This is a genomic window from Janthinobacterium sp. 61 (assembly GCF_002846335.1).
Taxonomy (GTDB): Bacteria; Pseudomonadota; Gammaproteobacteria; order Burkholderiales; family Burkholderiaceae_D; genus Janthinobacterium.
Genome location: NZ_PJMQ01000001.1, coordinates 1,884,030 through 1,909,383 on the forward strand (window position 1 = coordinate 1,884,030; position 25,354 = coordinate 1,909,383).

The following is a 25,354-nucleotide window of genomic DNA, read 5'->3' on the forward strand; positions in this document are numbered from 1 at the left end:
GGACGAAGCGATGCCAACTCTGTCTGCACGCCAGCAACTGCAAGCCATCTTCCTTGCCTCCTGCGGCTTTGCCGTGTTTTGTTTTGGTATCCGGCTCGGTTATCAACTGGCCCATCGGCTTCTCTCGGGGGCCTAAGCGAGACAGGCATCGAGCCGCGCCAAGGTGATGCCCACGTGCTCGCCCACGCAGCGTGCGTCCCGCGTATAAAAAGCATCTTCCACTAGCAGCAGGCCGCAGTCGCACACGACGGGGTCGACGCTGATCACCTCGCCCAGCGCCAGGTAGCGCCAGCCTTCGAGCCGCAGCAGGCGCTTTTCGCGGCCAGGATTGGCGCTGAAAATGCCGTCCCAGTCATCGCGCTCGCTGGCCATGGGCCACAGTTCGGCCTGGAACTGCGTGCCGGCGGCCATTTGCCCGCCGCCGAACTCGTCCATCACGTGCAGGCGCTGGCCGCCCACCTCGATCACGGCTTCCAGATAGTCGCCCTCGGTCACAATGAAGGTGGCGGCAACGATGCTGGCCGTCACTTCTGCGCCTGCTCCAACAGGGCCGGCAACTCTTTCAGCATGGCGTCGCGCGTGCGCAGTCCCGCCGATGGCAGGCCTTTCTGCTCGTCCTGCACCAGGCGCGCGAAGACGATGCTGCGCTCGCCCTTGCTGGCCCAGCCCACGAACCAGCCATAGCCATGCGCTTCGTCAAAGCTGCCGTCGGCCTTGCGCGGGAAGGCCGCACCCGTCTTGCCATGCACTTGCCAGCCGCCCACGTCTGCCAGGCGCGTCAGGCGCTGCGTTTCCTGCATCGCCTGCTTGCTCACGGGCAACTGGTAATTGACCAGCTTGCGCAAGAAACCCAGCTGTTCCAATGGTGAAATTTTCAGCGAAGAGCTGATCCACGAGCGCTCCAGGCTATTGTCCTTGCCCGGGTCGCCCGAGACGTCCGCATTGCCATAGCGCAAAGCCCTGGTGTATTTCTGGAAGCGCTCGGCGCCCAGCGCCTGCGTGATCTGCTGCGAATACCAGACGACGGAATACTGCATCCAGCGCGACGGGTCCGTATCCTGGCGCCACGCTTCACCGCCCCAGTCCACATAGCCCTGGCGGTATGGCAGGATGGGCTTGTGCTCATCCTTGAGGAAACCGGCGTCATAGCCCATCAGGCTGAGCGCGATCTTGAACGTGGAGGCAGGGGTAACGCGGTCGATGCAATTGCCTTCTTGCAGCAAGACGGCGCCCGTCCTGGCGTCGGCCATGGCGGTGCAGATGGTGGCGGCCTGGGCTTGCGAGACGGCCAGAGTGGCGCCTGTCAGGCCGAGGATGAACTGGAAAAATGCGCGATATTTCATGGGCCTCCGGGGTTGGGGGAGCAGAACAAAGCGAAATTGTACCGGGCAGCGCGGCGCGATGCCAGCGGCCATCGATCACCGTGGCCCTGTGACCCTGCAAACTAGCGCCCTGCCGGCGCGCCCGGTTGGCGTTCCCGCTTCAGGTGCTCCTCTTCCAGCTCGTCCATGCCCAGCTTTTCCTCGTCGATCAGCGCATGGTCGCGCCGTTCGCGCTCGAGTTCCTCTTCCAGGCTGGCTTCGCCAGGCTCCTGCGTGATTTTCTCCGGCATGCGGTCTTCCTCCACGGTGGTTGAGTGAAAAGCTCAGGCAAGCTGGCCCGCCTGTGCCACGGCATCGTGCGGATGCAGGCTTTCCATATGCCGTACGGTAACACGCGCCTGCGCATAAGGTGGCGCAAGCGCCGCCTGCACGCGGCGGGCCGCGTCTTCCACATACATCAGATTAGCACCATTGAGGCGCGCGAACGCCTGCTCGTCGGCCCGTTTCACGGCCGTCTGCAGCGGCGTCGCCAGCGCTGCCTCTACAAGGTCGATCAGGGGAAACAGGTTCAGCTCCGCCTGTTCCGTCAATGGCACGGTGACCGTCGCCGTGCTGCGCTGGCTGTGCGGCGTGGCCAGGCTGGCGTGCTCCCGCAGCCAGGCGCGGGCGGCAGCGGCGTCGACGCTTCCTCTGCCGAACTGCGCAGCAAAGGCGTCGGCCAGCAACTGCCGCGCCAGCGCCGCCGAACATGGACAGGTCGACGAATAGCCGATCTCCACCGTCAGGGACAGGGCAAAGCCCTGCGGGGAGCAACTGGACTGCAGACGCACGGGATACGATTTCCAGCCCGACAGTCCCGCCGTCAACAGCGCCGGCTGCCGCCGCAGCACGGGGAACGCCAGCGCCATGCGCGCCTGCGTGCTGCCGCAATCGGCGTGACTGTCCACCATGCGCCGCAACACGGCGGCCAGCGCGCCTGCATCGAGCGGCTGCGCGGCGGCAAACGCATCGAGCAGCAGATACAGGCGTGACATGTGGATGCCCTTGACGTGCGGGTCGGGCAAATCGACTTGCACGTCGGCCCAGGCATGCACTTGCTGCGCCTGCCCACCCTCCTCCAGCCACAGCGGCAAGGCGATGCCCTGCATGCCCACCCACTCCAGCGGCAAGGGGCTGCCCAGATGGGGGCCGGCCGCCACGTCGGGCAGGGGCGAGGAAAGGCAAGTGCGCTTCATGGTGATGACTCCATATGCAAACAAGTTGCATATGATGCAGAAACTCACCCTCTTTTGCAAGTTAATTGCATTACTGGGGCAGGTGCACGCACAGCCTGGCGCCAGCTCAGGCAGCCTTGCGGAACGTCAGATTGATTCGCTGCGCGCCCAGCAGCGCGTGTTCGCCCTCCTTCAGGGGCGCCACGCCATGGAAGCGCAGGCGGTCGGCGCCGCCCCACACCACCACGTCGCCATGCTGCAGGGCGATGCGCGCCGCCTTGTCACCGCGCTCGGCGCCGCCGAACAGGAAAGTGGCGGGCAAGCCCAGCGAGACCGAGACGATGGGCGCGTTGAAATCGCATTCATCGCGGTCCTGATGCAGGGCCATGCGCGCGCCAGGCGCATAGCGGTTGACCAGGCAGGCGTCGGGCGTGAAGCCCGGATAGCCGGCTGCCAGCGCCGCCTGCCGCGCCAGGCGCAGGAATACGGGCGGCATTGGCGGCCACGGAAGGCCGCTGGCCGGATCGAACCGCGCATAGCGGTAGCCGCGTCCATCCGTGATCCAGCCCAGGGGGCCACAATTACTCATGGCAACCGACATGCGCAAGCCCCCCGGCGTGGCCATGTGGCGCAGGGGCGCCGCCAGCACGATGGCGTCCAGCGCCGGCAGCACCTCGTCCAGGTAAGGCAGAGCGAAGCCGCGCAGCAGAACCGACGCGGACGTGCCGGGCACCAGCGGCGCCGGGCCGGCCTGGGCGTAGTCTTCATCGGCAAACAGGGACAGGTTCATGCAGCCTATTGTAGGCCTCACATGGAAAAAGCGCGCGCGCCTGGCCCATGGTGCGCTACAGTAGCGTTTCCAGCCACTACCACCCGCCACCACGATGGATCATTACGCCGATTTGCTGCACACCCTGGCGCAACAGGAAGAATCCCTGCAATTCGAACGCTTCGACAATGACGCCGCGCTGGCCGTGGGCCTGTGGATCGTCGAGGAAGTGCGCCGACGCGGCAAGGCCGTCACTGTCAACATCACGCGCAACGGTCAGATCCTCTTCCACCACGCCATGACGGGCGCCACGGCGGACCAGGCGGACTGGATACTCCGCAAGAACAATACGGTACAGCGCTTTTGCCGCAGCTCCTACTACATGGGTATCTCGTACAAGAGCCGCGGCAGCACCTTCGAAGACGTGAAATACCTCGATGACATCGAGTACGCGGGCCACGGCGGCGCCTTTCCCCTGTTGATACGCGGCGTGGGCCTGGTCGGCACGGTAACCGTCTCCGGCCTGGCGCAGGCCGACGACCATGCGCTGGTGGTGGCCGCGCTGCAGGCGCAGCTGGATACGCAGCTGACTCGGTAATCAGGCGGCCAGCGCCCTGCGCAAGGCCGCGCGCGCCAGCAGCCGCGTGGAGTCCAGGGTCGGCAGCGGCGAATTGGCATCGCTGATGATCAGCGGGATTTCCGTGCAGCCAAGGATGACGGCGTCGCAGCCCTGCTCCCGCAAGCCAGCGATGATGGCCTGGAAGCGTGCCACGCTGTCCGGTTTGACCACGCCCGGCACCAGTTCTTCCATGATGATGCGGTTGATCTCGCTGCGCGCATCCTCGTCGGGCCGCACGCAAGCGATGCCGTGCGCCGCCAGCATGTCCTGATACACGGCGCTGTCGACCAGCCAGCGCGTGCCCGTCAAACCGACTCGCTGGTAACCACGCGCGGCCGCTTCGGCGGCCACGACATCGGCGATATGCAGCCAGGGCAGCGGCGAATGAGGCGCCATCAGGGCAAACGCCTGGTGGATAGTGTTATCGGGGCAGATCAGGAAATCGGCGCCGGCGGCGGCCAGCTTGTGCGCCGACGCCAGCATCAGCCCGGCCACACCGGCCAGGTCGCCCCCGTTCAGGCAATCCACATAGCGCGCCAGCGACGGCGTGTGCAGCGTCACTTCCGGGTGTTCATACGCGCCCAGCGCATGCGCGCCCTCTTCGCAAATCGTGCGGTAGCACAGGGCCGCGCCTTCGGCCGAGCAGCCGACGATGCCGATATGTTGTGTCATGTGCTCTTCCCTTTCAATTAAATGCGCTGGCCGCCGTCGATGGGAATTTCCGCGCCCGTGATGTACGAGGCGCGCTCGCTGCACAAAAACTCCACCAGGTCGGCCACTTCAGCCGTCGTGCCCAGGCGGCGCAGGGGAATTTGCGTATCGACGATGTGCGAGGTGCCGGGCGACAGGATCGCCGTGTCGATCTCGCCCGGTGCGATGGCGTTCACGCGCACGTTCAGCGGCGCCATGTCGTTGGCCATTTCGCGCGTCAGCGACGCCAGGGCCGCCTTCGAGCTGGCGTAGGCGGAGCCGGCGAACGGGTGCACGCGGTAGCCGGCAATCGAACACAGGTTCACGACAGAGCCGTGCGCGTTCGACAATTCCTGCGCAAAGCCGCGCGTCAGCGCCAGCGGGGCAAAGAAATTCGTGTTGTACATTTCCTGCCAGGTCTGCATGTCGGTGGTCAGCGAATTGACGCGCGAGCCGCCCGGCCCCTTCGGCGACACGCCCGCGTTGTTGACCAGCGCGTGCAGTTTCGAGTCGCCCAGCATGGGGCGCAGCGTATCGACCATCTGCCCGATCTGGCTCAGGTCCGACAAATCCATGCACACATGTGTGTTGTGCTCCTGGCTGCGCGGACAGCCGCCGGGAATCGGGCTGCGCGACACGGTGATGACCCTCCAGCCCAGGCTGCGGAAGCGTTCCGCGACGGCATGGCCGATGCCGCGGCTGGCGCCCGTGACGATGGCCGTTTTCTGTTCAATCTTGTGCTTGATATGCGTCATGTTCATCCTTGTCTTGTAGTGTTGCGCCGGCGTGGATGCGCTCCTGGCGCATGACATAGGCCAGCATTTGCGTGCCGCCGTCGAGAATGTCCTGTTCGATGGCGCGCCGCGCGGCCGCGCTGTCGCGCTGGCGCAGCGCGCTGATGATGGCGTGGTGATGACCGACACGCATGTCGGGCGAAAAGCTGGCGTAGCCGGCGGCAATCAGGGGCGCCGTTTGCATCCACAAATGGTCGACAAAGCGTTTCAAGGTCGGCATGCCGGCAGCTTGCGCCAGCGCCAGGTGAAACGCCTGGTTGCATTGCAGGGCCGCAGGCAGGTCGTGCCGCGCGATGGCGACTTCATTCGCTTGCAGCAGGCGTTCCAGGTCGGCCAGGGTGGCGCCGTCGATGCGCTGCGCCGCTTCAAACGCGCCCAGCCCTTCCAGTTCCAGGCGCAGCGCGCGGATTTCCAGGTAGCGCGCCACGCTGAGCACGGGCACGCGGAAGTCGCGCGGCGAGCGCAGCACCAATGCCTCTTCCTGCACCAGCTGCAGCATGGCGTCGCGCACGGGCGTGACGCTGGTGCCCAGCTGCAGCGCCAGCTCGCGGATGCGCAGCCGGTCATTCGGCTGGAAGCGCCCCGCCGCCAGCGCGTCGCGCAGCGTCGCATATACGGATTTTCCCAGATTGACGTGCACCAGGCTGTCCAGCGGAGAGTTCATTGGTATTTTGAGTAAGTGCTTTGAAATTGGCATTATGATGCATCATACATCAACATGAAAACAAGCGTTTTCCCATGCGTGCGCAAGAGACAGGAGGCGCCGCAAGAACGTACAATCAGCCGCCACCGTATCGAAAGGAGCGCACTTGAACTGGGACTATCCGCACGCCCACACCCTGCCCGTCATGCCCGTAGCGGCCGACATCGACGGGCTGCAGCATACGAACAATGCCGTCTACGTGCGCTGGTGCGAACATATTGCCTGGCATCACTCGGCCGCTCTGGGGCTGGATCTGGACGATTACCGGCGCCTGGACCGCGCCATGGCGATACGCCGCGGCGAATACGATTACCTGCTCCCCACCAGGATGGGTGAAGCGCTGACCCTGGCCACCTGGCTATGCGCCAGCGATGGCCGCTCCAGCATGGAACGGCGCTTCCAGCTGATCCGCGACAGCGACGGCGCCACCGTCGTGCGCGGACGCTGGGAATTGATCTGCATCGAACTGAGCAGCGGCCGCGCGCGCCGCCTGCCGCCCGAGTTTCTGGCCGTGTACGAACCTGCCATCGTCGCGGCGCGCCAACCGGCGCAGGATTAAGCGGTCAGGCGCGCCGGCTCCAGCGCGATCAGGACGAGCAAGATGCCCAGCGGCACGGCCAGCGCGGCAAAGCCCACGGCCAGGTAGGCAAAGGCGGCCAGGATGGCGCCCACGGCAAAACCCAGCAGGGGCCAGAAGAATTTGAGGCAGCGCTCGCGCGTGGCGCCATCAGCAGCGCCGCGCAGCACGTCGACCGTATCGATCACCAACTGCGTCACATTGCCTGTCATCATGGACGTGGGCGCCAGGTGCGCCAGCAGCAGCCGGCTGATGGCGCTATGCGCGCCCATGGCGGCCGCGCCGAACAGTCCTGCCGTCATGGCCAGCGCGCCCGGCTCCGCAGCCAGCGGTTCGGCCAGCACGCCAGACACCATGAAACCGAGCAGCAGCGCCAGCTCCAGCAGCAGCGTCAGGCGCAGCGCCGGTCCGCCGCGGCGCTCGGCCGCCACGCTCAAGAGCCGCGCCGCCGCTACGCCCAGAATAAACGCGGGAAACGCCAGCAGCTTGAGGGCGATCGAGGCATGCGTGGCATTGGCCAGCGCCGCGCCGATCAGCACGAAGTTGCCCGTCACATGGGCTGTGAACAGGCCAAACAGGGCGACAAAGCCCAGGGTGTCGACATAGCCGGCCAAAAAGCCCAGGCTGATGCCTTGCAAACGGCTGCGCTGCGCAGGGTTCATACACGCTCCTTGAAATTTGCCATCATGATACCGTGCCGCGAGCGCAGCCTGCAGCGGTTTTACACGCCGTTCGGCGAAGTTGCGGGGCTTTTCTTGCGCCCCCGCAGTGCAACATGCATTTCGCTCCTGATTTGCACGCCCATGCTTTAGAATCAGCGACCTCAGCCCCGTAAAAACAGGATAAAACATATGACGGCAGTCGGGAATACCGAACCACAAGAGCTCAAGCGCGGCCTGAAAAGCCGTCACATCCAGCTCATCGCCCTGGGCGGCGCCATCGGCACCGGCCTGTTCCTGGGCATCGCGCAAACCATCAAGATGGCCGGCCCTTCAGTACTGCTGGGCTATGGCATCGCCGGCGTCATCGCCTTCCTGATCATGCGTCAGCTGGGCGAGATGGTGGTCGACGAACCCGTCGCCGGCTCCTTCAGCTATTTTGCCGACAAATACTGCGGCCACCTGCCCGGCTTCCTGTCGGGCTGGAATTACTGGGTACTGTATGTACTGGTCAGCATGGCCGAGCTGACGGCCGTCGGCATCTACGTGCAGTACTGGTGGCCGGGCGTGCCTACCTGGGTCTCGGCACTGATTTTCTTCTGCGCCATCAACGCCATCAGTTTGTTGAATGTCAAAGCCTTCGGCGAAATGGAATTCTGGTTCGCCATCATCAAGGTGGTCGCCATCATCGGCATGATCGTCTTCGGTGCTTACCTGCTTGCTTCCGGCGACGCGGGCCCGCAGGCGTCGGTGGCCAATCTGTGGCAGCACGGCGGCTTTTTCCCGAATGGCTGGCAAGGCCTGGTGATGGCCATGGCCGTCATCATGTTCTCGTTCGGCGGCCTGGAACTGGTGGGCATCACGGCGGCCGAGGCAGATGACCCGAGCACGACGATTCCGCGCGCCACCAACCAGGCCATCTACCGCATTTTGATTTTCTATATCGGCGCACTGGGCATTTTGCTGTCGCTGTACCCGTGGCAAAACGTCGTCACCGGCGGCAGCCCCTTCGTGCTGATCTTCCATGCGCTCGACAGCAACCTGGTGGCCACGGCCCTGAACGTGGTGGTGCTGACGGCCGCCCTGTCCGTCTACAACAGCGGCGTGTACTGCAACACGCGCATGCTGTTCGGCCTGGCCAAGCAAGGCAATGCGCCGCGCGCCCTGCTGCACCTGAACCGCCGCGGCGTGCCGCTGGCGGCGCTGGGCGTGTCGGCCCTGGCCACGGGTGCCTGCGTGGTGGTCAATTACTTCATGCCGGGCGAAGCGTTCGAAGTGCTGATGGGACTCGTGGTGTCGGCGCTGATCATCAACTGGGCCATGATCAGCTGGATCCATTTGCGCTTCCGCGCGCAGAAAAAGATCGAAGGCAAAACGACCTTGTTCCAGAGCCTGGGCTACCCGTTTACCAACTACCTGTGCCTGGTCTTCCTGGCCGGCATCCTGGTGATCATGTACCTGACGCCGGGCTTGCGCATCTCCGTCTACCTGATTCCCGTGTGGCTCGCCGCGCTGGGCGTCGGTTACTGGATCAAGCAAAGCAAGGCCAAGGCGTAAGCTGTTTGCGCCGCATCAAACAAAAAGCCCGTCTTCGCAGGAAGACGGGCTTTTTGCATTGGACGCGCTCAATCGCTAAGCGGCGACGGCCTTGTCCTGCTCCGGCAGCACATCGGCTTGCCACAGGCTGATGGTCCGGCCCGCATACGACTGCAGCAACACGTCATCGCTCAAGGTCAGCAACGCCTGCTTGCGCTGTTCCAGGCGCGCCTCGGACGTCATGTCCTTTTCGCCCGACTTGTACGGCCCCAGCACGGGCAGCAAGTCGCGCAGCACGGAATAATTGCCCGGCGTGGTCTTGTCCGACTCCAGCTTGCCCAGGAAATACTTCATCACGTGCTCGGACTGGTTGCCCTCCTGCCGCAAGCTCGCCTTCACCATCTTGCCATCCTTGTAAGCCACTTGCGCATCGCTGTTGGCCGTATCCTCGATCTGGTGGTAGGTGTAGTTCTGCGATTCCGTATTGTCCAGCAGGCGCAGCGGCACGCCGGGGACCAGCGTTTCATGGAAGCTGGCGCTCAGCTTCGATTGCTGCTGCTGCCTGATTGAACGCGAGTCCTGACTGGCGCCGGCCTGCTCCGTCTTTTGCGACACTTCGTAATTGAAGCCATCCTTTTCCGCGCTGCGCATGGGATTGCTGAATTTCACAGTTTGCGACACGGAGGCGCTGAAATCGGCCAGTCCCGTCAGAATGGACTTGTCCTCGGCCGCCAGGCGCCACTTGCCCGTCGCGGGATTGTCCGTGGCCACTTGCGGCGCGGCGGCATTGCTGTGCAAGGCCGTGAAGCTATCCTTGAGCATGGCCACCAGGCCCGCGTCGCCATGGCCGCGCGACGCCGCCTGGTCGAACTGCTTCATATAACTGTCCAGCGCCTTGGCTTGCCGCTCCTTGCTGCCCAAGGTATTGAGTTGGCTGGCGTCAACCTTCAGGTCCAGGCTGCCGGCCTCGCCGCTGAAGCTGACCTTGCGCTGCGCGCCGTCGGCCTGGAAATCCAGGGTTTGCACGCTTTCCGGCTCGCCGCGCACCTTCACTTCCGCATGCAGCTTCACCGACTCCAGCACTTGCTGGTCGAACTGCATCAAGCCTTCGAGCTTGATTTTCGGCGTACTTTGTCCCATGCCGTCGATGGCTTCCTGAAAACCTTTTGCCAGGTCGCCCAGGGCGCTGGCTTCAGCGTCGCTGAGGTCGCCGCTCGTCGTCATCTTCACGGCCAGTCCATCGCCCTGGCTGTCGAGTGCCAGCTTGACTTCCACGCCGCTTTTCGTCGTGATGCTGAGGGTAACCCGGTCTTCGCCATTACCGTGCAGGCTACCCGGCGCGATGCTGGACGCCGCATAGACATTCGGCGTGGTGCTCGGCGGCGGCTGGCGCATCGCCTGCGAGAAATTGTAGTTGCCCAGCTTGGCCTGACCCAGCATGGCCGCGCCCAGGCCGCTGAAGCGACCGCCAAACGCATACGAAGAGAAGCTTTTCGTCATCGCCTCGCTCACCTTGTCGCGCGACGCGCTTTCCCACACCATCGGCGAAGGCACGAGAGATGACGCGGCCGGCGGGCCGCCGAAGGCGACGATGGCGGAAGGGGGCGACGCCGGGGATGAGGGCGTGTCCGCCCTGCTTGCCGTAGCGGCAGGCACGCGGGACGGGCTTGGATTCCAGCTCGGGATCGGGGAGACGGAGGTCATGGTCGTTATGCCTTGCTAAACGAGTAGTGGTGTATGGGTGAGATATTCATAACTTTCAGTTTTTGATAACAATCAACCGTCAAGCTAGCCCACTTTCAGCAAGACGTGGGATACACGCCGCTTCAGGTGCCAGGCTGACACAGCTATAACGACGCGAAAGGTGAAATCATGAGCGCAATGTGGCATGAAAATTTTTCATTCTTGATACAAATCACGTTCCGCTGCCAGGCCAGCGTTCGCATCTGTTCGCCATCTAACTCATTCTTCACTGTCGTCGCAGGTATATTTCTACTGTTGCTCAAATGCTGAAAGTGACTATGTGTGACATTCCACCAGCCCGCAATCACTATGATCGCTGAGTGCTTTGCAATAAATCCGCATTAGCTTATGCGAAACAGCAAGCACGGCCTTAAGGAGGCAGCATGAGATCTCTGAACTTGACCATCGCCAAGCGGCTCGGCCTGGGCTTTGGCCTGGTCGCCCTGTTCCTGTTGCTGGTCATCGCGCTGGGGCTGACCAGCATGCGGCAAATCCAGGACCGCATGGATGAAGCGACCAAGGTCAACGACGTCGAAACCAGGCTGGCCCAGACGATGGACTTGACTGTGACCGAGCGGGCGCTGGCGCTGCGCAATCTGATTTTGCTGAAAGAGGACAAGGAAATCCAGATCGAGGTCGCGCGCATCGAGGAGCAGGAAAAGAAGTACGCCATCGCCCAGCAAAAGCTGGGGGCGATGTTTGCCAGGCTGCGGGGAACGTCGAGCGAAGAAAAGAGCCTGCTCGAACAGATCCGCACACAAAGCGAGCTGGCGGCCCCCTTCATACAACGGGCCGCCGCGCTGGCGCTGCACCAGAAGCAGGACGATGCCTACAAACTGCTGCGTTATGAATTCCGCCCCGTGCAAAAGCGCTGGTGGGAATTGCTGCGCACCTTGATCGCCGTCGAGGAAAAGCAGAATAACGAAGCGTCAATCAATGCCGAGGCTGCCTACAGCCAGGCACGCCTGGTGATGCTGAGCATCGGCTCGCTGGCCCTCGTCACCAGCCTGCTGGCCGCTGTGCTGATCACGCGCGGCGTGACGCGCCAACTCGGTTGCGAACCCGATGAAGCGGCGGCGATTGCCGGTCAAATCGCCAGCGGCAACCTGGCCGTCCCCATTCATACCCGCGCCGGCGACACGCACAGCCTGCTGTACGCCATGCAATCGATGCGCGACAGCCTGGCGCAAATCGTCCAGCAAGTTCACGCCAGCACCGAGACCATCGCCACGGCGGCGGGACAAATCGCCATGGGCAACCTGGACTTGTCTTCGCGCACGGAGCAGCAGGCCAGCACGCTGGAGCAAACCGCATCGTCCATGGAAGAACTGACCAGCACTGTGCGCATTAACACCGACCATGCGCGCAAGGCCAACGGACTGGCCGAATCGGCCTCCGATGTCGCCACCAAGGGCGGCGCCGTGGTGGCGCAGGTGGTCGACACCATGGCGGCCATCGATGTCTCGGCGCGCAAGATCGTCGACATCATCGCCGTCATCGACGGCATCGCCTTCCAGACGAATATCCTGGCGCTGAACGCGGCGGTCGAGGCGGCACGTGCCGGCGAACAGGGGCGCGGCTTTGCCGTGGTCGCCACCGAAGTGCGCAATCTGGCGCAGCGCTCGGCCGCCGCGGCCAAGGAAATCAAGGATTTGATCGGCGATTCGGTCGACAAGGTCCAGGCCGGCAACCGCCTGGTGGAACAGGCAGGATCGACCATGCACGAGGTGGTCGCCAGCGTCAGACGCGTCACCGGCATCATGTCTGAAATGATGTCCGCCAGCCAGGAACAATCGGCCGGCATCGAGCAAATCAATATGGCCGTGACGCAAATGGACAATGTGACACAGCAAAATGCGGCGCTGGTCGAGGAAGCCGCCGCCGCCGCACAAGCGATGCAGGAACAGGTCAACAGCCTGAACGAGGTGGTCAGCGTCTTCCGTTTAGGCAACATCGCCAGCGGCCGCGAAGCGCCACCACGCGTGCTCAGCCGTCCGCCACCGCCGCTGGCGGCGCGACGCCTGCCCGCCACGACGAAGCCGGCACGGCCAGTCGCCGCCAAGCCCAGCGAAATCGAATGGGAGCAGTTTTGAGCCGGCAACGGGGGAGTGGCGCACGTGGGTAAACGAGAACAGATCGCCGCTGCGGGCGGCGGGGCGCAACACATCTTCCCGCATACGGGCCATATCGGCAAGGAGCAGCGGGGTCTGCTGGCCGGCCAGCGGGCCGCGACGCTGTGGCTTACCGGCCTGAGCGGCGCAGGCAAGTCGACGCTGGCGTACGCGCTGGAAAGGCGACTGCTGGCGGAGGGCCGCCTGAGCTGCGTGCTCGACGGCGACAATATGCGGCACCACCTGAATGGCGACCTGGGCTTTTCTCCCTGCGACCGCCGGGAAAATATCCGCCGCAGCGCCGTCGTGGCCAGGCTGATGAACGATGCCGGCATGATGGTCATCTGCGCCTTCATCTCGCCGCTGCTCAGCGACCGCGAGATGGCGCGCCAGATCATCGGCAGCGACGATTTTATCGAAGCCTACATCAGCACGCCATGCGCGCTGTGCGAGGAACGCGATCCCAAGGGACTGTACCGGAAAGCGCGCGCCGGACTGATCCCGGCATTTACGGGCGTGTCGGCGCCCTACGAAGCACCGCAGGCACCGGCGCTGACGCTCGATACCGGCACGCTGTCTCTGGAACAGGCGTGCGAACGGCTGTTCCAGCAGCTGTGCCCGCGCTTCATCTGATGCCGCGCGCCCAAATTTCGAGGAATGATGAGATGAGCAGCAGCCCCCCTCCCGGCCACGGCGCGCGCCCGCGCCCTGTCATGATGATCCCCCTGCGCCGCTGCGGCAGCCATGCGCTGCGCCTGCGCCTGAACCTGTCGCCCCAGTTTTATTCACCGTATCCGCTGCACCTGGTCGATATGATGCCGCTGCTGCCCCTGTACGGCGACTTGCGCGACGACCGCGCCTACTTTCGCCTGGTCGTCGATGTGGTGGGCCTGGCGGCAGTCAGCATGGTCAAGTGGCCGGGTGGCGACTTCGATCCGGTGGAAGTGTTCGAGACATTGCGCGGCCAGCCGCGCAGCATCCACCGCGTGGCATGGGAGCTGCTGCTGCGCGCGGGCGAACGCCGCCAGGCACAGGTGGTGATGGACAAGTCGCTCGACAGCGTGCACTACGCCGACGACATCGTGCGGCTCTATCCGGACATGCTGTTCCTGAACGTGGTGCGCGATCCGCGCGCGCAAGTGGCGTCGATGAACCGCGCCATCATCCACGACTTCGACACGCTGCTCAATGCCAGGACCTGGCTGGCCGCCCACACGGCCGCCGACCAGGTCCTGCAACGCCATCGGCAGCGCGTGCTGACGATACGCTATGAAGATTTCCTGTCGCGGCAACAAGAGACGCTGGAAGCGGTATGTGACTTTCTCGGCATCGCCTTCATGCCGCAGATGCTGGACGTGGCCGCGTCGGCGGAAGCGCGGCACATCGCGCAGTTGTCGTCGCTGTGGTCGGCCAATTGCTATGCGCCGATCGCGGCCAACATCGACAAATTCAGGCAGCAACTGTCGGACGATGACATCAACCTCATCGAAACGCTCACCGGCCCGTACATGGACCGCTACGGCTACACACGCCTGAGCCGGGGCGACGCCAGCATCACGCCCGCGCGCATCGAGATGGCCGGCAGGCACTCGGCGCAAGGACGCGAACGCGCCTGGCGCGACCTGGAACAGGATAACTTCCGCGATTACGTGCTGCGCCGCTGCCGCGCCGACTATCTGGCCCAGCTGCATGCACGGCTCAGCCAGGCCAGCGACGTACCGGGCAGTAGCAGCATCGTGACGCTGGATCACCTCGACCCGGGCGCGTTTGTCGTCAGCGATTAAAAGCCTGGCCATCGCCTGCCCCAGGCTGCGCTCCTGCGTCTGAATGCGACTTTTTGACCGGATACCTCCCCCGCCGCAACAAGCATCGGTACGCCGCCGCTGCCGGCCCGGCAAGCCGTAATCAATGCCCTTTGTTTTCTAAAAACAACAATTTCAATATTGATCGGCAATGTCCACTAGAATAGTGAACATATGAAACACATGATTAGCGCGCCGGTCGCCAGTTTCACCGATTTACTGCTCGACGCCGTGTGCATGGTCGATGTGAACGGGCGCTTTGTCTTCGTCAGCGCCGCCTGCGAACGCATCTTCGGTTACACGCAGCAGGAAATGATCGGCAAGCTCATGCTCGACCTGGTCGCTCCCGCCGACCGTGCGCGCACCCTGGCCGCCGCGCAAGCCATCATGGATGGCCATGCGCAGACGCACTTTGAAAACCGCTACCTGCGCAAGGATGGCAGCCTGGCGCACATCATGTGGACTGCCCGCTGGTCCGTCGCCGACCAGCTGCGCGTGGCGGTGGCGCGCGACATCACCTTGCTGAAACAGGCACAGGCAAAGCAGGCCGCGCTGTACGCCATTTCCGAAGCCATGCAGGCGACACAGGACTTGCCCGCCTTGCTGCACCGCATCCAGCACATCATCGGCGAACACTTGCCGACGCGCAGCCTGACCTTGCTGCTGCATGACGAACACGGCGCACAGCCTCCCATAAGCTGCCATGCCGACGACAGCGCGCCCCAGCCAACGTCGTCCCTGGCCAGCCTGCTGTGCGACGAAGTCCTGCGCAGCGGCCGCCCCCTGCTGCTGCAGGCGGGACAACTGGCCGGTCTGCCTGCAGCGCTGCAAACGGCGGCCTGCTCCCTGTCCTCTTGCTGGCTAGCCGTGCCGCTGTATTCCTCCATGGGCAGCATCGGCGCGCTGGCCTTGCAAGGATGCCAGGACGCCGTCATCGGCACGGAACAGGATCAGGATTTGCTGCAATTTGTCGCCAAGCAACTTGCCACCGCCATCGAGCGCCGGCAGTTGCAGACGCAAATGCAGTTCATGGCCATGCACGATGAGCTGACCCGCCTGCCGAACCGCCGCCTGTTTCTCGACCGCCTGCACACGGCGTTCGCGCGCGCGCACCGCCAGGAAGGCCGGCTGTCGCTGCTGTTCCTGGACCTCGACCACTTCAAGCGGGTCAACGACGAGCACGGCCATGCTTGTGGCGACCTGCTGCTGCAGACGGTGGCGAGCCGCCTGCGCGATTGCATGCGCGAAACCGACACCCTGGCCAGGATGGGTGGCGATGAATTCGTCGTGCTTCTGGAAAGCAATGCCACGCCGGTGGACGTCGGCCTGATCGAGCAGAAAATCCACGCGGCCCTGGCCACGCCGCTGCTCCTGGGCAACGGACAGCAATTGCGGATCGCCGTCAGCATCGGCGTGGCCCACTATCCGGAAGATGGCGATACCATGCAGCTGCTGCTGCGCCATGCGGACCGGGCCATGTACGCCTCGAAGGTACTCACCGCCGCCTCGCGCTAGCGGTCGCCTGCTCTTGGCGGCAGTGCCCCTATGCTATACTTTTCGGCAATGCTAAGACTCTTCAAAACATGGCTGATCCTGCTGTTGATCACGGCGGTGCCGCTGCAAGCGGCCGCTGCGGCCGCCACGCGGACGTGCGCGCCGCTCGCTGCCCTGCCTGCCGCCACGATGGCAGCGGACTGCCAGCAGCATCATGCCCAGCCATCCGCCGCCCAGGACGGCGCTGGCACGCCAGAAGAAAATACAAGCCCTGCCAAGCACCCCGCGTGCGGCGCCTGTTCGAGCTTTTGCCTGGGTGCACTGATGCCGCCCTGCCTCGCCCTTCCTGCCGCGGGCTGCCCCGGCGCGCAACAAGTCGCCATCGCAACGGCCACCTTGCTGACGGGATTCATTCCCGACGGCCCGCGCCGGCCCCCGCGGCCGCTTTCTGCTTAACTACCAAGCAGGCCACCCGCGTGGCCACGATAGACCCTCTCCGTCTGAAAGCAACACATGATCCAACTTTTCCTATTGCGCGGCACCTTCGCCGCCATGCTGGGCCTGCCCACGTTCGCCATGGCAGCCCTGCCCGTCATTGAAGTCTACAAGAGCGCTTCCTGCGGCTGCTGTTCCGAATGGATCAAGCACCTGGAAACGAACGGCTTTACCGTGCGCGCCAAGAATGTCGAGATGCCGGCGCAATACCGCAAGCTGGCCGGCATTCCCGACCAGCTCGGTTCCTGCCATACGGGCCTCGTCAACGGCTACGCCATCGAAGGCCATGTACCGGCCAGCGAGATCAAGCAGTTGCTGCGTGACAAACCCAAGGCCAGGGGCCTGGCCGTACCGGCAATGCCCATGGGCTCGCCAGGCATGGAAGGGCCGCGCAAGGATGCGTATGACGTCTTGCTGGTCAAAAACGATGGCAGCACCAAGGTCTACAAGCACTACCGGTAAGACTGCGGGACAATGAAAAACGCCGCCGGGATCACTCCCGGCGGCGTTTTTTATCTTGCAGCAGTAAACAACTTACTGCCTGTCAGGACCGTATCAGATGCTGTCGAGCACGGCATTCAGGCTGGCGCTAGGACGCATGACCGCTTCCGTCTTCGCCGGATCCGGCAGGTAGTAACCGCCGATATCCGTTTCCTTGCCTTGTACTGCTTTCAGCTCGGCGACGATCTTCTCTTCATTCTCGGCCAGGGCATTCGCCAGTGGCGCGAAATGCGCTGCCAGTTCCGCGTCGTCCTTCTGCGCTACCAGCGCTTGCGCCCAGTACATGGCCAGGTAGAAATGGCTGCCGCGGTTGTCGAGCTCGCCGGTACGTGGCGATGGCGACTTGCTGTTGTCCAGCAGCTTGCCGGTGGCTTCGTCCAGGGTTTTGGCGAGGATTTTGGCCTTCGCATTGCCCGTCTTGATGCCCATGTCTTCCAGCGACACGGCCAGGGCCAGGAATTCACCCAGCGAATCCCAGCGCAAATGGTTTTCTTCCACCAGTTGCTTGACGTGTTTGGGGGCCGAACCGCCCGCACCCGTTTCGTACATGCCGCCACCGGCCATCAACGGCACGATCGACAGCATCTTGGCGGACGTGCCCAGTTCCAGGATCGGGAACAGGTCGGTCAGGTAGTCGCGCAGGATGTTGCCGGTCACCGAGATAGTGTCCAGGCCGCGGAATGCGCGTTCCAGGGTGTAGCGCATGGCGCGCGTCTGCGACATGATCTGGATGTCCAGGCCCTTGGTGTCGTGCTCCTTCAGGTAAACCTGTACCTTCTTGATGACTTCATTCTCGTGCGGACGGTAGGAGTCGAGCCAGAACACGGCAGGCATGCCCGAGTTGCGCGCACGGGTGACGGCCAGCTTGACCCAGTCGCGGATCGGCGCATCCTTGACCTGGCACATGCGCCAGATATCGCCCTCTTCCACCGTTTGCGTCAGCAGCACTTCGCCCGTTTCCAGGTCGGTGATGTTGGCAGTGCCGCCTTCAGGCACTTCAAAGGTCTTGTCGTGCGAACCGTATTCTTCCGCTTGCTGCGCCATCAGGCCAACGTTCGGCACGGTGCCCATGGTCTTCGGATCGAAGTTGCCGTGCCATTTGCAGAAACCAATCATTTCTTGGTAGATACGCGCGAAAGTCGATTCCGGCATGACTGCCTTGACGTCTTTCGGACGGCCATCGGCACCCCACATCTTGCCGCCGATACGGATCATGGCAGGCATGGACGCGTCGACGATGATGTCGTTCGGCGAATGGAAGTTGGTGATGCCCTTGGCCGAATCGACCATGGCCAGTTCCGGACGATTCGCATGGCAGGCGTGCAAATCTTTCAACACTTCATCTTTTTGCGACGCTGGCAGGGTTTCGATCTTGTCGTACAGGTTGCTCATGCCATTGTTGACATTCACGCCCAGCTTGTCGAACAGTTCAGCGTGCTTGGCGAACGCATCCTTGTAGAAAATACGTACGCAGTGGCCGAAGACGATCGGGTGCGAGACCTTCATCATGGTCGCCTTGACGTGCAGCGAGAACATCACGCCCGTCTTGAAGGCGTCGTCGATTTCTTTCTCGTAGAACTCCAGCAGCGCTTTCTTGCTCATGAACATGCTGTCGATGATTTCGCCCGCTTGCAGGGAAACCTTCGGTTTCAGCACGATGGTCTTGCCGGAGGCGGTGACCAGTTCCATCTTGACATCGCGTGCCTTTTCCAGGGTCAGCGATTTTTCGCCATGGTAGAAATCACCATGATGCATGTGCGAGACGTGGGTTTGCGATGCCTGGCTCCACTCGCCCATCGAATGCGGGTGCTTGCGTGCATACTCTTTGACAGCCTTCGGCGCGCGGCGGTCGGAATTGCCTTCACGCAAGACCGGGTTGACCGAGCTGCCGATGCACTTGCCGTAACGGGCCTTCAAGGCTTTTTCTTCTTCCGTCTTCGCGTCTTCCGGATAGTCCGGCAGCTTGTAGCCACGGCCTTGCAATTCGCGCACGCAAGCGATCAATTGACCTTGCGAGGCGCTGATGTTCGGCAGTTTGATGATGTTGGTGTCCGGATTCTGGGTCAATTTGCCCAGTTCAGCCAGGGTATTCGGGACTTTTTGCGCGTCCGTCAGGAATTCGGGAAATTCGGCCAGTACACGCGAGGCCACCGAAATATCAGTGGCGACCACGTCCACGCCAGCCGGCGCGGTGAATTTTTTGATAATTGGCAGCAGGGAATACGTCGCGAGCAGCGGCGCCTCGTCAGTCAGCGTGTAGATGATTTTGGATTTTTGTGTTGCCATGTTCATTCCCTTGTATGCGGTGAGGCCTGGTGGTTAACTTTCTTCATTCCAAACACAGGACGGTTAGCCTTGCTTTGGACGGCTAGTGTGCCGGCGGTGACGCCGTGCTTGCCCACCACGTATTTTAGACTGTCCTGCCGCTGTTTGTGTATCAGATGCCGAGGAATCTTATATAAGACAGCAAATATGCCCGGTAGACAGGTGCAGTTGACGGTTTTCCGCAGTGAAATAGGTGCATTCGGTCCGGCAAGCCATGTACAAGATATAGGAAACAAATATTTTTTTACAAATAAAATCACTTAAACGCTGTCACGAGCGCTCGTTCTTTACGATGCCACGCACGTTCGTCAGCGCCAGGCAAGCATTCAGGACGATCAGCGCCCAGGCCCCGTCTTGCCAGCCCCAGCAGACCCACAGACCATTGCTGAACAAAAATACCCAGAAGCCCGCAAAGCGCCGAGCGGCCGCGCGCGACCCCACCAGCCAGGCCGCCAGCAGCGAGGCGGCCATGGCGGGCCACTGCAGCAATTCGATGATATCGGGCATGGCGGCTCCCTTGCGTGAAAGATTAGACAATATTGGCGTTTTTGCCGGCTTCCTGGCGCGCGCCTGCCACTTCTCCCTCACTTCCGCGCAATATCGACTTGCCACGGGCAGCCAAGACCAACCTGATCGCCTGATCCAGCGACGTGTTTGCGCATGGCCAGCCGTTCGTCAACAGGGCTGCATCAGCATTTACGGCAAGTTTTCAATCAACCTGGCCGTGAACGTCAAGTCGCATCCCTATTTTCGCCCGCCGCGAGCGGTCAAGCGGCCAAGCGGCTCACTGCCGGCTTGAAGGCAGCCCGCGAGAGAGGCGCCTTGATGGCGACATGACTGGTATTGCGGCTACCTTCGGGATCGGCGGTGAGCTGGAAAACGCCGACCACTTCGGCTAGCATCAGCGCTTCTTTCTGCAGCGATGCGGCTGCGCTGCTGGCTTGTTCGACCATGGCGGCGTTCTGCCGGGTCGCTTCGTCCATCTCGCCTACGGCTTGGTTGACCGACTCGATACCGGTGCTTTGCTCCTGGCTGGCCAGGCTGATCTCTGCCATGATGTCGGTGACGCGTTTTACGCTACGCACAATCTCTTCCATCGTAGTGCCTGCATCGTCAACCAGGCGCGCGCCTATATCAACCCGCTGCACGGAACTGCCGATCAGGGCCTTGATTTCGCTGGCGGCCGAAGCCGAACGCTGAGCCAGGTTACGCACCTCGGTTGCCACGACAGCAAAGCCGCGGCCCTGCTCGCCGGCGCGAGCCGCTTCCACCGCGGCATTCAGCGCCAGGATATTGGTCTGAAATGCAATCGAATCGATCACGCCGATGATGTCGACAATTTTCTTTGACGATTCGTTGATTGCAGCCATAGTCTCAACCACTTGCGCTACCACGGCACCCCCACGTACGGCAACTTCGGATGCGGACTCTGCCAGTACATTGGCCTGCCGCGCATTGTCGGCATTCTGACGCACGGTGCTAGTTAAGTCCTCCAGAGACGATGCGGTCTCTTCCAGCGTTCCTGCCTGGCGTTCGGTGCGCGATGAGAGATCAAAGTTTCCGGCTGCGATCTCGGTCGAAGCGTTGAAAATTGTTTCGGTGCCGGTCCGCACCTGCGCAACGATATCGACCAGGTTGTCGCGCATTTTTTTCATGGCGAACAGCAGGCTGCTGTGGTCGTCTTTCGCTGTGTGAATCGCGACGGACAGGTCGCCAGCAGCGATGCGGGTGACGATACTGACGGCATAATCCGGTTGCCCGCCGAGCTGCTTCAGCAACCCGCGACCGATATACCACGCACTGCTTACGCCGGCGGCAATGGCTACCGAACACAGCACTAGCATCCAGGTGAAGAAGCTGCCGCTCAGCGCGCGGGCACCGGCGGTAGCGTCCTGGCTCATCTTTTCCTCCAGGTCGATCAGCTTATTCACCGACGCCAACCAGTCCACGAAGGCCGGGCCGACCTGTTGCGCCAGCAGGCTGGAAGCTTGCGCAAATTGCTCGGCACTCCGCAACTCAATCACCTTGGCGATCAACGGTTGCACGCGGCGCTCGGTGTCCTTGATATTGCTCAAGGCTGCTTTTTCATCGGCAGTCACGGCACCGGCAAATAAGGCATCGAGGGGGGCCGCCGATTGCTGGTATTTTTCATCAAGCGCCTTGATTTTGTTCACCTGCGCCTGGACGGCGGCGGCGTCAGTGGCCAACACCACGTCGCGCACGGCAATCGCACGGTCATGGACGCTGCCGCGGAAGTTGATCGCGTGGCGCTGTTTGACGTTATTGACATCGTTGACGCGGCTGAGCGTCTGATCGATACTGCCGACTCGATTCATGGCTAGGCCGGTGAGCAAGATTGTCAACGCGAAAGTGATGCCGAAACCTATCGTCAGACGGGTGCCGACGGTTTGAGTGGAATTGTTCATACAAGTCTTTATGTAGGTTGCCGGACAGCGCGATAAGGAAGCCATTGTCCGATAAATGATGATTCTTTGCGGCAACGTCTTTAGCGAGCAGATAGCGGTTGCAAATTTAAAATTAGCAATCTTTAATTTCTTGCAATGGGCACGCAGCGCGGAAAGGCAGGATTTTTCTAAAAGGCGTGAATTTATTCAGGACGGAAACTGCCTATCTGTTTCTCAGCCGTTGCTTGTGTAGCGTTTCTTGTTGTCGAGGATGAAAGTTGGGCCATCAGCTGCCTGATGGGTCATCGCGCCTTGCCTCATGCATGGCTGGCGAAGCTGGTGGCAAGCAGGCTTGCAGCAGCGACGACAGACAACTGTAGCCTCAGCGGTAAATACCACCCGGGCAGCCCGGCGTGCCTGAATAGCCGCCAGTCCTGCAAGTAATGGACGCCAAAGCCGGTCGCCAGCAAGGCACTGCCGGCAAGCGGGTCAAGCGCCAAGGCCAACCAGGCCAGCAAGGCGGGAATCACACTCCAGGCAAAGCAGACGTTGCGCTTACGATCACTGACGAATGGCACGCTCATGGCAAAACCCCAATGCAGCGCGCCTACAAAACTGAGGATCACAGCGCCGTATTGAAGTGATAATTGCTGCCAGACACTGCTACGCTGCGCATCGAGCCAGCTCGCCGCCAATAAGGCAAGGAACGGTATCAGGCCAGCGTAAGCGAGGCCGGCAACGATGCGCGGCGTGCTGCCCCGGCTCATTTGAACCACCCCATGCAGCTTGTGGCGCCACCGCTGGCGCACAACTGACAGGCAACACAGCGTATCTTTTCCTGCGCCAGACTGGTAACGGCATCGGGCGGGGCGGCCCCCTCCAGCTCGCCGGCCACCGCCGCATTCAATGCTAGCTTGTTCATGCAACCCTCTTTGTTTATCAATGTCATGCGGCGTTTATCGCTGCACTAGCAAGTATGGCGAGATTGTAGCTATAATGAACCGCATAGTCCAATATAAACTGGTTCAATGTAGGTTCACCGCAACAAGTGATAACAATTTGAAGAGGCCATATCATGCCCAATCCTGACGAAAACAGTGTCACGACAACCGTTTTTTTTGATGGCTCCTGCCCTTTATGCCGATGGGAAATCAGCCTCTATCAAGGTGCTGTGCCGACAAGTCCCATCCAATGGATCGATGTCAGCGATACCAAGCAAACGGCAATCGAGGGTTGCAGTTGCAGGGAGTTGATGGCGCGATTTCATGTGCAAACCAAGGAAGGCGCCATGCTGAGCGGCGCGGCGGCGTTCGTTGCCCTCTGGCTGTTATACCCGTCGTGGCGCTGGCTAGGGAAACTGGGCTCCTTACCCGGCATGCAAGCGCTGCTGGAGTTGCTTTATCGTGGCTTCTTGCACCTGCGTCCCGGCATCCAGTGGCTGGCCAGACAATTCGCCACTGCCAAGCGGTAGTAGTGCAAGTATTGTCGGGCACGGCGTAGCTTCAACAACTGCCGATACAATGAACCGAATATGAACCGTCTTTGACACAGGAAACAGCAAAACACGCTGGACACGCACAACGCCGGCCGATAAGCTCAAGCTGGGAATCGCGAATTGCAGGTTCGTCCGACCAGATCCAGTTGCCATGGCCAAGTCGGTATGAGCGCCAGCGTGCTTTGTAACGGCAGCAACAACAAGGAAACTGAGGATGAGAAAATTATCCTGTCCACAGGCTCCGGCGCACAGTTTGCGCAGGGCCAGTACAGGCAGCGGAGTCGGCATAGCGAAGTCAGGCAACGCTCACAGGCACTTGAGGAAACAGATAGCTACACCCCCACCTTTGAATGGAGCAGCATGCCATGATGTCCAGCCTTCCTGATCAGTTTAACGCGCTAGTGCTTGGAGCGTCGGGCGCGATCGGCGCCGCATTCGTCGACCTGTTGAGCGCCATGCCACGCTGCGCATCTGTGTGCGGCCTGCATCGCCACTCGACACCACGACTCGACTTTACCGACGAAAACAGCATTGCCGAGGCCGCAAGAGAACTTGCCACCAAGCCCCGCTATCACCTGATCATCAACGCCGCAGGCATGCTGCACGACGGCAATCTCATGCCTGAGAAACGCCTGGCCGACCTGAATTATCAGCAGATGCAGGCAATTTTCCAGACCAACACCATGGGGCCGGCACTAGTCATGCGCCATTTCTTGCCCCTGCTCGATGGTGAACGCGCCATCATGGCCATGTTATCGGCGAAAGTGGGCAGCATAGGTGACAATCAGCTAGGCGGCTGGTACAGCTACCGCGCTTCGAAGGCCGCACTCAACATGCTGGTCAAGACGGCAGCCATTGAATTGGCGCGCAACCAGAAGCACAGCGTGCTGGTCGCGCTGCATCCGGGCACCGTCAACTCCCGGTTGTCGCGGCCATTTCGCGGTGAGCTTATAGGACGTCCGGCACATGACGCCGCCAGCGACATGCTCACCGTGCTAGACACCCTGAGGCCGTCTGACAGCGGCACATTCCTGGCATACGACGGCACGCGGCTCCCCTGGTAGTACGCACTGCGCCGGCACGCGCGCCACGCTTAAGCGGAGCCGGCAATGATGCGTTGTGCCAGTGCATGACCGCTAAGCCAGGCAGCCTCCACTGTGCCACCGTTCAGCCAATCGCCGCAGATACCCAGACCCTGCCCTGCCTCCCAAATGCAGACATCGTTGCGCGCCTGGGGCGTACTGGCATAGCGCCAACGGTGTACGCTCCAGCGTTGCGGTACCTGCCCGCCCAAACTGATAAAGGCTGCGAGCAGCTGCGCGGCAATGCTATCGGCATCGAGCTCAATGTGCCTCTCGCTCCATTCGGCACTGGCATGCAACAGCCAGCTTTCGCGACCGCTACGGCCAGGCTTGGCGCTGTCGCGTGCCACCCAGCGCAGCGGACCGGAGTTGAGGAAAGCCGCATTGAAGTCCAATGCCAACGGCTGCGCAAACTCCAGCATCATTGCCCAGCAGCCTGCCATGCTTGTCCCAGCCGCCAGCGCGGCCTGCAATGGCGCCACCTGATTCAGCAGTGGTACCGCCTGCGGCGCCGGCACGGCAAGCACTACCATGTCATAGCGCTGCGCAAGAGGCCCCTCGTCCTGCACATGCAAGCGCCAGGCGCTGTCTTCACGTTGCAAGGCACTGATCGCAGTCTCTGTGTGCAATGCCAGATCTGCGGCCAGCCACGCGGCGATAGATGACATGCGCGGAACGCCGACGAAGCGCTCGACGGGTGCACCGCCGCTGCATCCGTCGGCATCGGGGCTGCGCAGCTGCAGCTGCCAATGCCCAGCCACGCCGGCCTGCTCCCAGCGGGTCACCTCGGCCCGGAATTCAGGGTTGCGCGCAGTAAAGTACTGTGCGCCATGGTCGCATTGCCAGTCGGCGCCGCGCCGTGTGCTCATGCGCCCTCCCGCGCCGCGGCTTTTGTCAAACAGACTCACCTGGAAGCCTGCCTGCCTCAAGGCCGTGGCACAGGCCAGACCGGCGATGCCGGCGCCAATGATGGCGATGCGAGAAGAGCTCGTCATGAGATTTTCAGCCTCTTGCGCAG

The 25,354-nt window shown here is 62.1% G+C and carries 28 protein-coding genes; 12 read left to right on the forward strand and 16 right to left on the reverse strand.

The features are described 5' to 3' along the window. Positions 1–132: 132 nt before the first annotated feature. From CLU92_RS08665 to alkB, 5 genes are all read right to left on the reverse strand, one after another. Positions 133–528, reverse strand: a complete 396-nt coding sequence (locus tag CLU92_RS08665; protein WP_101481553.1) for a hypothetical protein — start codon at positions 526–528, stop codon at positions 133–135. After that, positions 525–1,343: a class D beta-lactamase gene (gene blaOXA, locus CLU92_RS08670; RefSeq protein WP_101481554.1), complete on the reverse strand. Its 819-nt coding sequence runs from the start codon at positions 1,341–1,343 to the stop codon at positions 525–527. Before blaOXA ends, CLU92_RS08665 begins: the two co-directional genes overlap by 4 nt. A gap of 101 nt (positions 1,344–1,444) precedes the next feature. Continuing rightward, entirely contained in the window at positions 1,445–1,612 is a 168-nt protein-coding gene (locus CLU92_RS27735; protein WP_180338466.1) for a hypothetical protein, read from the reverse strand. Between the two features lie 33 nt (positions 1,613–1,645). Beyond that, positions 1,646–2,557: a GTP cyclohydrolase FolE2 gene (folE2, locus tag CLU92_RS08675; protein ID WP_180338467.1), complete on the reverse strand. Its 912-nt coding sequence runs from the start codon at positions 2,555–2,557 to the stop codon at positions 1,646–1,648. A gap of 106 nt (positions 2,558–2,663) precedes the next feature. After that, positions 2,664–3,326, reverse strand: coding sequence for a DNA oxidative demethylase AlkB (alkB, locus tag CLU92_RS08680; protein WP_101481555.1), 663 nt, complete (start codon positions 3,324–3,326; stop codon positions 2,664–2,666). A 94-nt stretch (positions 3,327–3,420) separates the two neighbouring features. Here alkB and CLU92_RS08685 point away from each other — a divergent pair, with 94 nt between their 5' ends. Next, complete coding sequence (locus CLU92_RS08685; RefSeq protein ID WP_101481556.1) at positions 3,421–3,903, forward strand: heme-degrading domain-containing protein; 483 nt, start codon at positions 3,421–3,423, stop codon at positions 3,901–3,903. On the opposite strand, the gene CLU92_RS08690 is transcribed toward CLU92_RS08685, so the two are convergent. The 3 genes from CLU92_RS08690 to CLU92_RS08700 are packed head-to-tail and all read right to left on the reverse strand — an operon-like array spanning position 3,904 to position 6,072. Next, the gene (locus CLU92_RS08690) at positions 3,904–4,596 is read right to left on the reverse strand and encodes an aspartate/glutamate racemase family protein (RefSeq protein ID WP_101481557.1); all 693 of its coding nucleotides are present in this window, start codon (positions 4,594–4,596) and stop codon (positions 3,904–3,906) included. 17 nt (positions 4,597–4,613) lie between these two features. Beyond that, positions 4,614–5,369, reverse strand: coding sequence for an SDR family NAD(P)-dependent oxidoreductase (locus CLU92_RS08695; protein ID WP_101484576.1), 756 nt, complete (start codon positions 5,367–5,369; stop codon positions 4,614–4,616). Beyond that, complete coding sequence (locus tag CLU92_RS08700) at positions 5,344–6,072, reverse strand: GntR family transcriptional regulator (RefSeq protein ID WP_101481558.1); 729 nt, start codon at positions 6,070–6,072, stop codon at positions 5,344–5,346. Before CLU92_RS08700 ends, CLU92_RS08695 begins: the two co-directional genes overlap by 26 nt. A 145-nt stretch (positions 6,073–6,217) precedes the next feature. Between CLU92_RS08700 and CLU92_RS08705 the strand changes: the two genes are divergently transcribed. Beyond that, complete coding sequence (locus CLU92_RS08705) at positions 6,218–6,670, forward strand: thioesterase family protein (protein WP_208327707.1); 453 nt, start codon at positions 6,218–6,220, stop codon at positions 6,668–6,670. On the opposite strand, the gene CLU92_RS08710 is transcribed toward CLU92_RS08705, so the two are convergent. Next, positions 6,667–7,350, reverse strand: coding sequence for a YoaK family protein (locus tag CLU92_RS08710; RefSeq protein WP_101481559.1), 684 nt, complete (start codon positions 7,348–7,350; stop codon positions 6,667–6,669). The genes CLU92_RS08705 and CLU92_RS08710 overlap by 4 nt on opposite strands. A gap of 189 nt (positions 7,351–7,539) precedes the next feature. Between CLU92_RS08710 and CLU92_RS08715 the strand changes: the two genes are divergently transcribed. After that, positions 7,540–8,904, forward strand: coding sequence for an amino acid permease (locus CLU92_RS08715; RefSeq protein ID WP_101481560.1), 1,365 nt, complete (start codon positions 7,540–7,542; stop codon positions 8,902–8,904). Positions 8,905–8,979: 75 nt separating this feature from the next. On the opposite strand, the gene CLU92_RS08720 is transcribed toward CLU92_RS08715, so the two are convergent. Continuing rightward, positions 8,980–10,587: a hypothetical protein gene (locus CLU92_RS08720; RefSeq protein WP_143452571.1), complete on the reverse strand. Its 1,608-nt coding sequence runs from the start codon at positions 10,585–10,587 to the stop codon at positions 8,980–8,982. Positions 10,588–11,009: 422 nt separating this feature from the next. Here CLU92_RS08720 and CLU92_RS08725 point away from each other — a divergent pair, with 422 nt between their 5' ends. From CLU92_RS08725 to CLU92_RS08750, 6 genes are all read left to right on the forward strand, one after another. After that, positions 11,010–12,719, forward strand: a complete 1,710-nt coding sequence (locus tag CLU92_RS08725) for a methyl-accepting chemotaxis protein (RefSeq protein WP_101481562.1) — start codon at positions 11,010–11,012, stop codon at positions 12,717–12,719. 24 nt (positions 12,720–12,743) lie between these two features. Beyond that, a complete protein-coding gene (gene cysC, locus CLU92_RS08730) occupies positions 12,744–13,370 on the forward strand; it encodes an adenylyl-sulfate kinase (RefSeq protein ID WP_101484578.1) in 627 nt (208 codons plus the stop codon). 32 nt (positions 13,371–13,402) lie between these two features. Continuing rightward, positions 13,403–14,521 carry a sulfotransferase gene (locus CLU92_RS08735; protein ID WP_101481563.1) on the forward strand — a complete coding sequence of 373 codons (1,119 nt, stop codon included), beginning with the start codon at positions 13,403–13,405 and terminating at the stop codon, positions 14,519–14,521. 192 nt (positions 14,522–14,713) lie between these two features. Then, positions 14,714–16,054, forward strand: coding sequence for a diguanylate cyclase domain-containing protein (locus CLU92_RS08740; protein WP_101481564.1), 1,341 nt, complete (start codon positions 14,714–14,716; stop codon positions 16,052–16,054). Positions 16,055–16,102: 48 nt separating this feature from the next. Further along, positions 16,103–16,489: a hypothetical protein gene (locus CLU92_RS08745; protein WP_101481565.1), complete on the forward strand. Its 387-nt coding sequence runs from the start codon at positions 16,103–16,105 to the stop codon at positions 16,487–16,489. Between the two features lie 57 nt (positions 16,490–16,546). Then, complete coding sequence (locus CLU92_RS08750; protein WP_101481566.1) at positions 16,547–16,990, forward strand: DUF411 domain-containing protein; 444 nt, start codon at positions 16,547–16,549, stop codon at positions 16,988–16,990. Between the two features lie 93 nt (positions 16,991–17,083). Here the strand turns inward: CLU92_RS08750 and CLU92_RS08755 are convergent, their stop codons facing one another. After that, a complete protein-coding gene (locus CLU92_RS08755; protein ID WP_101484579.1) occupies positions 17,084–19,315 on the reverse strand; it encodes an NADP-dependent isocitrate dehydrogenase in 2,232 nt (743 codons plus the stop codon). A gap of 309 nt (positions 19,316–19,624) precedes the next feature. Continuing rightward, a complete protein-coding gene (locus CLU92_RS08760) occupies positions 19,625–19,861 on the reverse strand; it encodes a hypothetical protein (protein WP_101481567.1) in 237 nt (78 codons plus the stop codon). Between CLU92_RS08760 and CLU92_RS27445 the strand changes: the two genes are divergently transcribed. Further along, positions 19,860–20,153 (forward strand): hypothetical protein, encoded by a 294-nt coding sequence (locus CLU92_RS27445; RefSeq protein WP_143452573.1) that lies wholly within the window; start codon positions 19,860–19,862, stop codon positions 20,151–20,153. The two genes, CLU92_RS08760 and CLU92_RS27445, sit on opposite strands and share 2 nt — an antisense overlap. Here CLU92_RS27445 and CLU92_RS08765 read toward each other — a convergent pair. The 3 genes from CLU92_RS08765 to CLU92_RS27740 all read right to left on the reverse strand — a co-directional run bounded on the left by CLU92_RS08765 (position 20,122) and on the right by CLU92_RS27740 (position 22,681). Continuing rightward, positions 20,122–21,780 (reverse strand): methyl-accepting chemotaxis protein, encoded by a 1,659-nt coding sequence (locus CLU92_RS08765; RefSeq protein WP_101481568.1) that lies wholly within the window; start codon positions 21,778–21,780, stop codon positions 20,122–20,124. The genes CLU92_RS27445 and CLU92_RS08765 overlap by 32 nt on opposite strands. A 296-nt stretch (positions 21,781–22,076) precedes the next feature. Further along, on the reverse strand, positions 22,077–22,526 hold the full coding sequence (locus CLU92_RS08770) for a DUF3429 domain-containing protein (RefSeq protein WP_101484580.1): 450 nt from the start codon (positions 22,524–22,526) through the stop codon (positions 22,077–22,079). Then, the gene (locus CLU92_RS27740; RefSeq protein WP_180338468.1) at positions 22,523–22,681 is read right to left on the reverse strand and encodes a hypothetical protein; all 159 of its coding nucleotides are present in this window, start codon (positions 22,679–22,681) and stop codon (positions 22,523–22,525) included. Before CLU92_RS27740 ends, CLU92_RS08770 begins: the two co-directional genes overlap by 4 nt. Before the next feature lie 153 nt (positions 22,682–22,834). Here CLU92_RS27740 and CLU92_RS08775 point away from each other — a divergent pair, with 153 nt between their 5' ends. Together CLU92_RS08775 and CLU92_RS08780 are read left to right on the forward strand one after the other, a co-directional pair. Next, on the forward strand, positions 22,835–23,230 hold the full coding sequence (locus CLU92_RS08775) for a DUF393 domain-containing protein (RefSeq protein ID WP_101481569.1): 396 nt from the start codon (positions 22,835–22,837) through the stop codon (positions 23,228–23,230). A 392-nt stretch (positions 23,231–23,622) separates the two neighbouring features. Beyond that, entirely contained in the window at positions 23,623–24,318 is a 696-nt protein-coding gene (locus CLU92_RS08780; RefSeq protein ID WP_218973491.1) for an SDR family NAD(P)-dependent oxidoreductase, read from the forward strand. A 29-nt stretch (positions 24,319–24,347) separates the two neighbouring features. Here CLU92_RS08780 and CLU92_RS08785 read toward each other — a convergent pair whose 3' ends face one another. Beyond that, positions 24,348–25,331, reverse strand: coding sequence for an NAD(P)/FAD-dependent oxidoreductase (locus CLU92_RS08785; protein ID WP_101481570.1), 984 nt, complete (start codon positions 25,329–25,331; stop codon positions 24,348–24,350). Positions 25,332–25,354 lie beyond the last annotated feature (23 nt).

Coding starts and splice junctions, on each gene's coding strand:
- CLU92_RS27740 (WP_180338468.1), bottom strand. CDS start 22,681: ATGAACAAGCTAGCATTGAATGCGGCGGTGGCCGGCGAGCTGGAGGGG.
- CLU92_RS27445 (WP_143452573.1), top strand. CDS start 19,860: ATGGCGGCTCCCTTGCGTGAAAGATTAGACAATATTGGCGTTTTTGCC.
- CLU92_RS08690 (WP_101481557.1), bottom strand. CDS start 4,596: ATGACACAACATATCGGCATCGTCGGCTGCTCGGCCGAAGGCGCGGCC.
- blaOXA (WP_101481554.1), bottom strand. CDS start 1,343: ATGAAATATCGCGCATTTTTCCAGTTCATCCTCGGCCTGACAGGCGCC.
- CLU92_RS08685 (WP_101481556.1), top strand. CDS start 3,421: ATGGATCATTACGCCGATTTGCTGCACACCCTGGCGCAACAGGAAGAA.
- CLU92_RS08765 (WP_101481568.1), bottom strand. CDS start 21,780: ATGAACAATTCCACTCAAACCGTCGGCACCCGTCTGACGATAGGTTTC.
- CLU92_RS08735 (WP_101481563.1), top strand. CDS start 13,403: ATGAGCAGCAGCCCCCCTCCCGGCCACGGCGCGCGCCCGCGCCCTGTC.
- CLU92_RS08775 (WP_101481569.1), top strand. CDS start 22,835: ATGCCCAATCCTGACGAAAACAGTGTCACGACAACCGTTTTTTTTGAT.
- CLU92_RS08710 (WP_101481559.1), bottom strand. CDS start 7,350: ATGAACCCTGCGCAGCGCAGCCGTTTGCAAGGCATCAGCCTGGGCTTT.
- CLU92_RS08745 (WP_101481565.1), top strand. CDS start 16,103: ATGCTAAGACTCTTCAAAACATGGCTGATCCTGCTGTTGATCACGGCG.
- CLU92_RS08715 (WP_101481560.1), top strand. CDS start 7,540: ATGACGGCAGTCGGGAATACCGAACCACAAGAGCTCAAGCGCGGCCTG.
- CLU92_RS08720 (WP_143452571.1), bottom strand. CDS start 10,587: ATGACCTCCGTCTCCCCGATCCCGAGCTGGAATCCAAGCCCGTCCCGC.
- CLU92_RS27735 (WP_180338466.1), bottom strand. CDS start 1,612: ATGCCGGAGAAAATCACGCAGGAGCCTGGCGAAGCCAGCCTGGAAGAG.
- CLU92_RS08785 (WP_101481570.1), bottom strand. CDS start 25,331: ATGACGAGCTCTTCTCGCATCGCCATCATTGGCGCCGGCATCGCCGGT.
- CLU92_RS08695 (WP_101484576.1), bottom strand. CDS start 5,369: ATGACGCATATCAAGCACAAGATTGAACAGAAAACGGCCATCGTCACG.
- folE2 (WP_180338467.1), bottom strand. CDS start 2,557: ATGAAGCGCACTTGCCTTTCCTCGCCCCTGCCCGACGTGGCGGCCGGC.
- CLU92_RS08750 (WP_101481566.1), top strand. CDS start 16,547: ATGATCCAACTTTTCCTATTGCGCGGCACCTTCGCCGCCATGCTGGGC.
- alkB (WP_101481555.1), bottom strand. CDS start 3,326: ATGAACCTGTCCCTGTTTGCCGATGAAGACTACGCCCAGGCCGGCCCG.
- CLU92_RS08725 (WP_101481562.1), top strand. CDS start 11,010: ATGAGATCTCTGAACTTGACCATCGCCAAGCGGCTCGGCCTGGGCTTT.
- CLU92_RS08780 (WP_218973491.1), top strand. CDS start 23,623: ATGTCCAGCCTTCCTGATCAGTTTAACGCGCTAGTGCTTGGAGCGTCG.
- CLU92_RS08770 (WP_101484580.1), bottom strand. CDS start 22,526: ATGAGCCGGGGCAGCACGCCGCGCATCGTTGCCGGCCTCGCTTACGCT.
- CLU92_RS08755 (WP_101484579.1), bottom strand. CDS start 19,315: ATGGCAACACAAAAATCCAAAATCATCTACACGCTGACTGACGAGGCG.
- CLU92_RS08700 (WP_101481558.1), bottom strand. CDS start 6,072: ATGAACTCTCCGCTGGACAGCCTGGTGCACGTCAATCTGGGAAAATCC.
- CLU92_RS08760 (WP_101481567.1), bottom strand. CDS start 19,861: ATGCCCGATATCATCGAATTGCTGCAGTGGCCCGCCATGGCCGCCTCG.
- CLU92_RS08740 (WP_101481564.1), top strand. CDS start 14,714: ATGAAACACATGATTAGCGCGCCGGTCGCCAGTTTCACCGATTTACTG.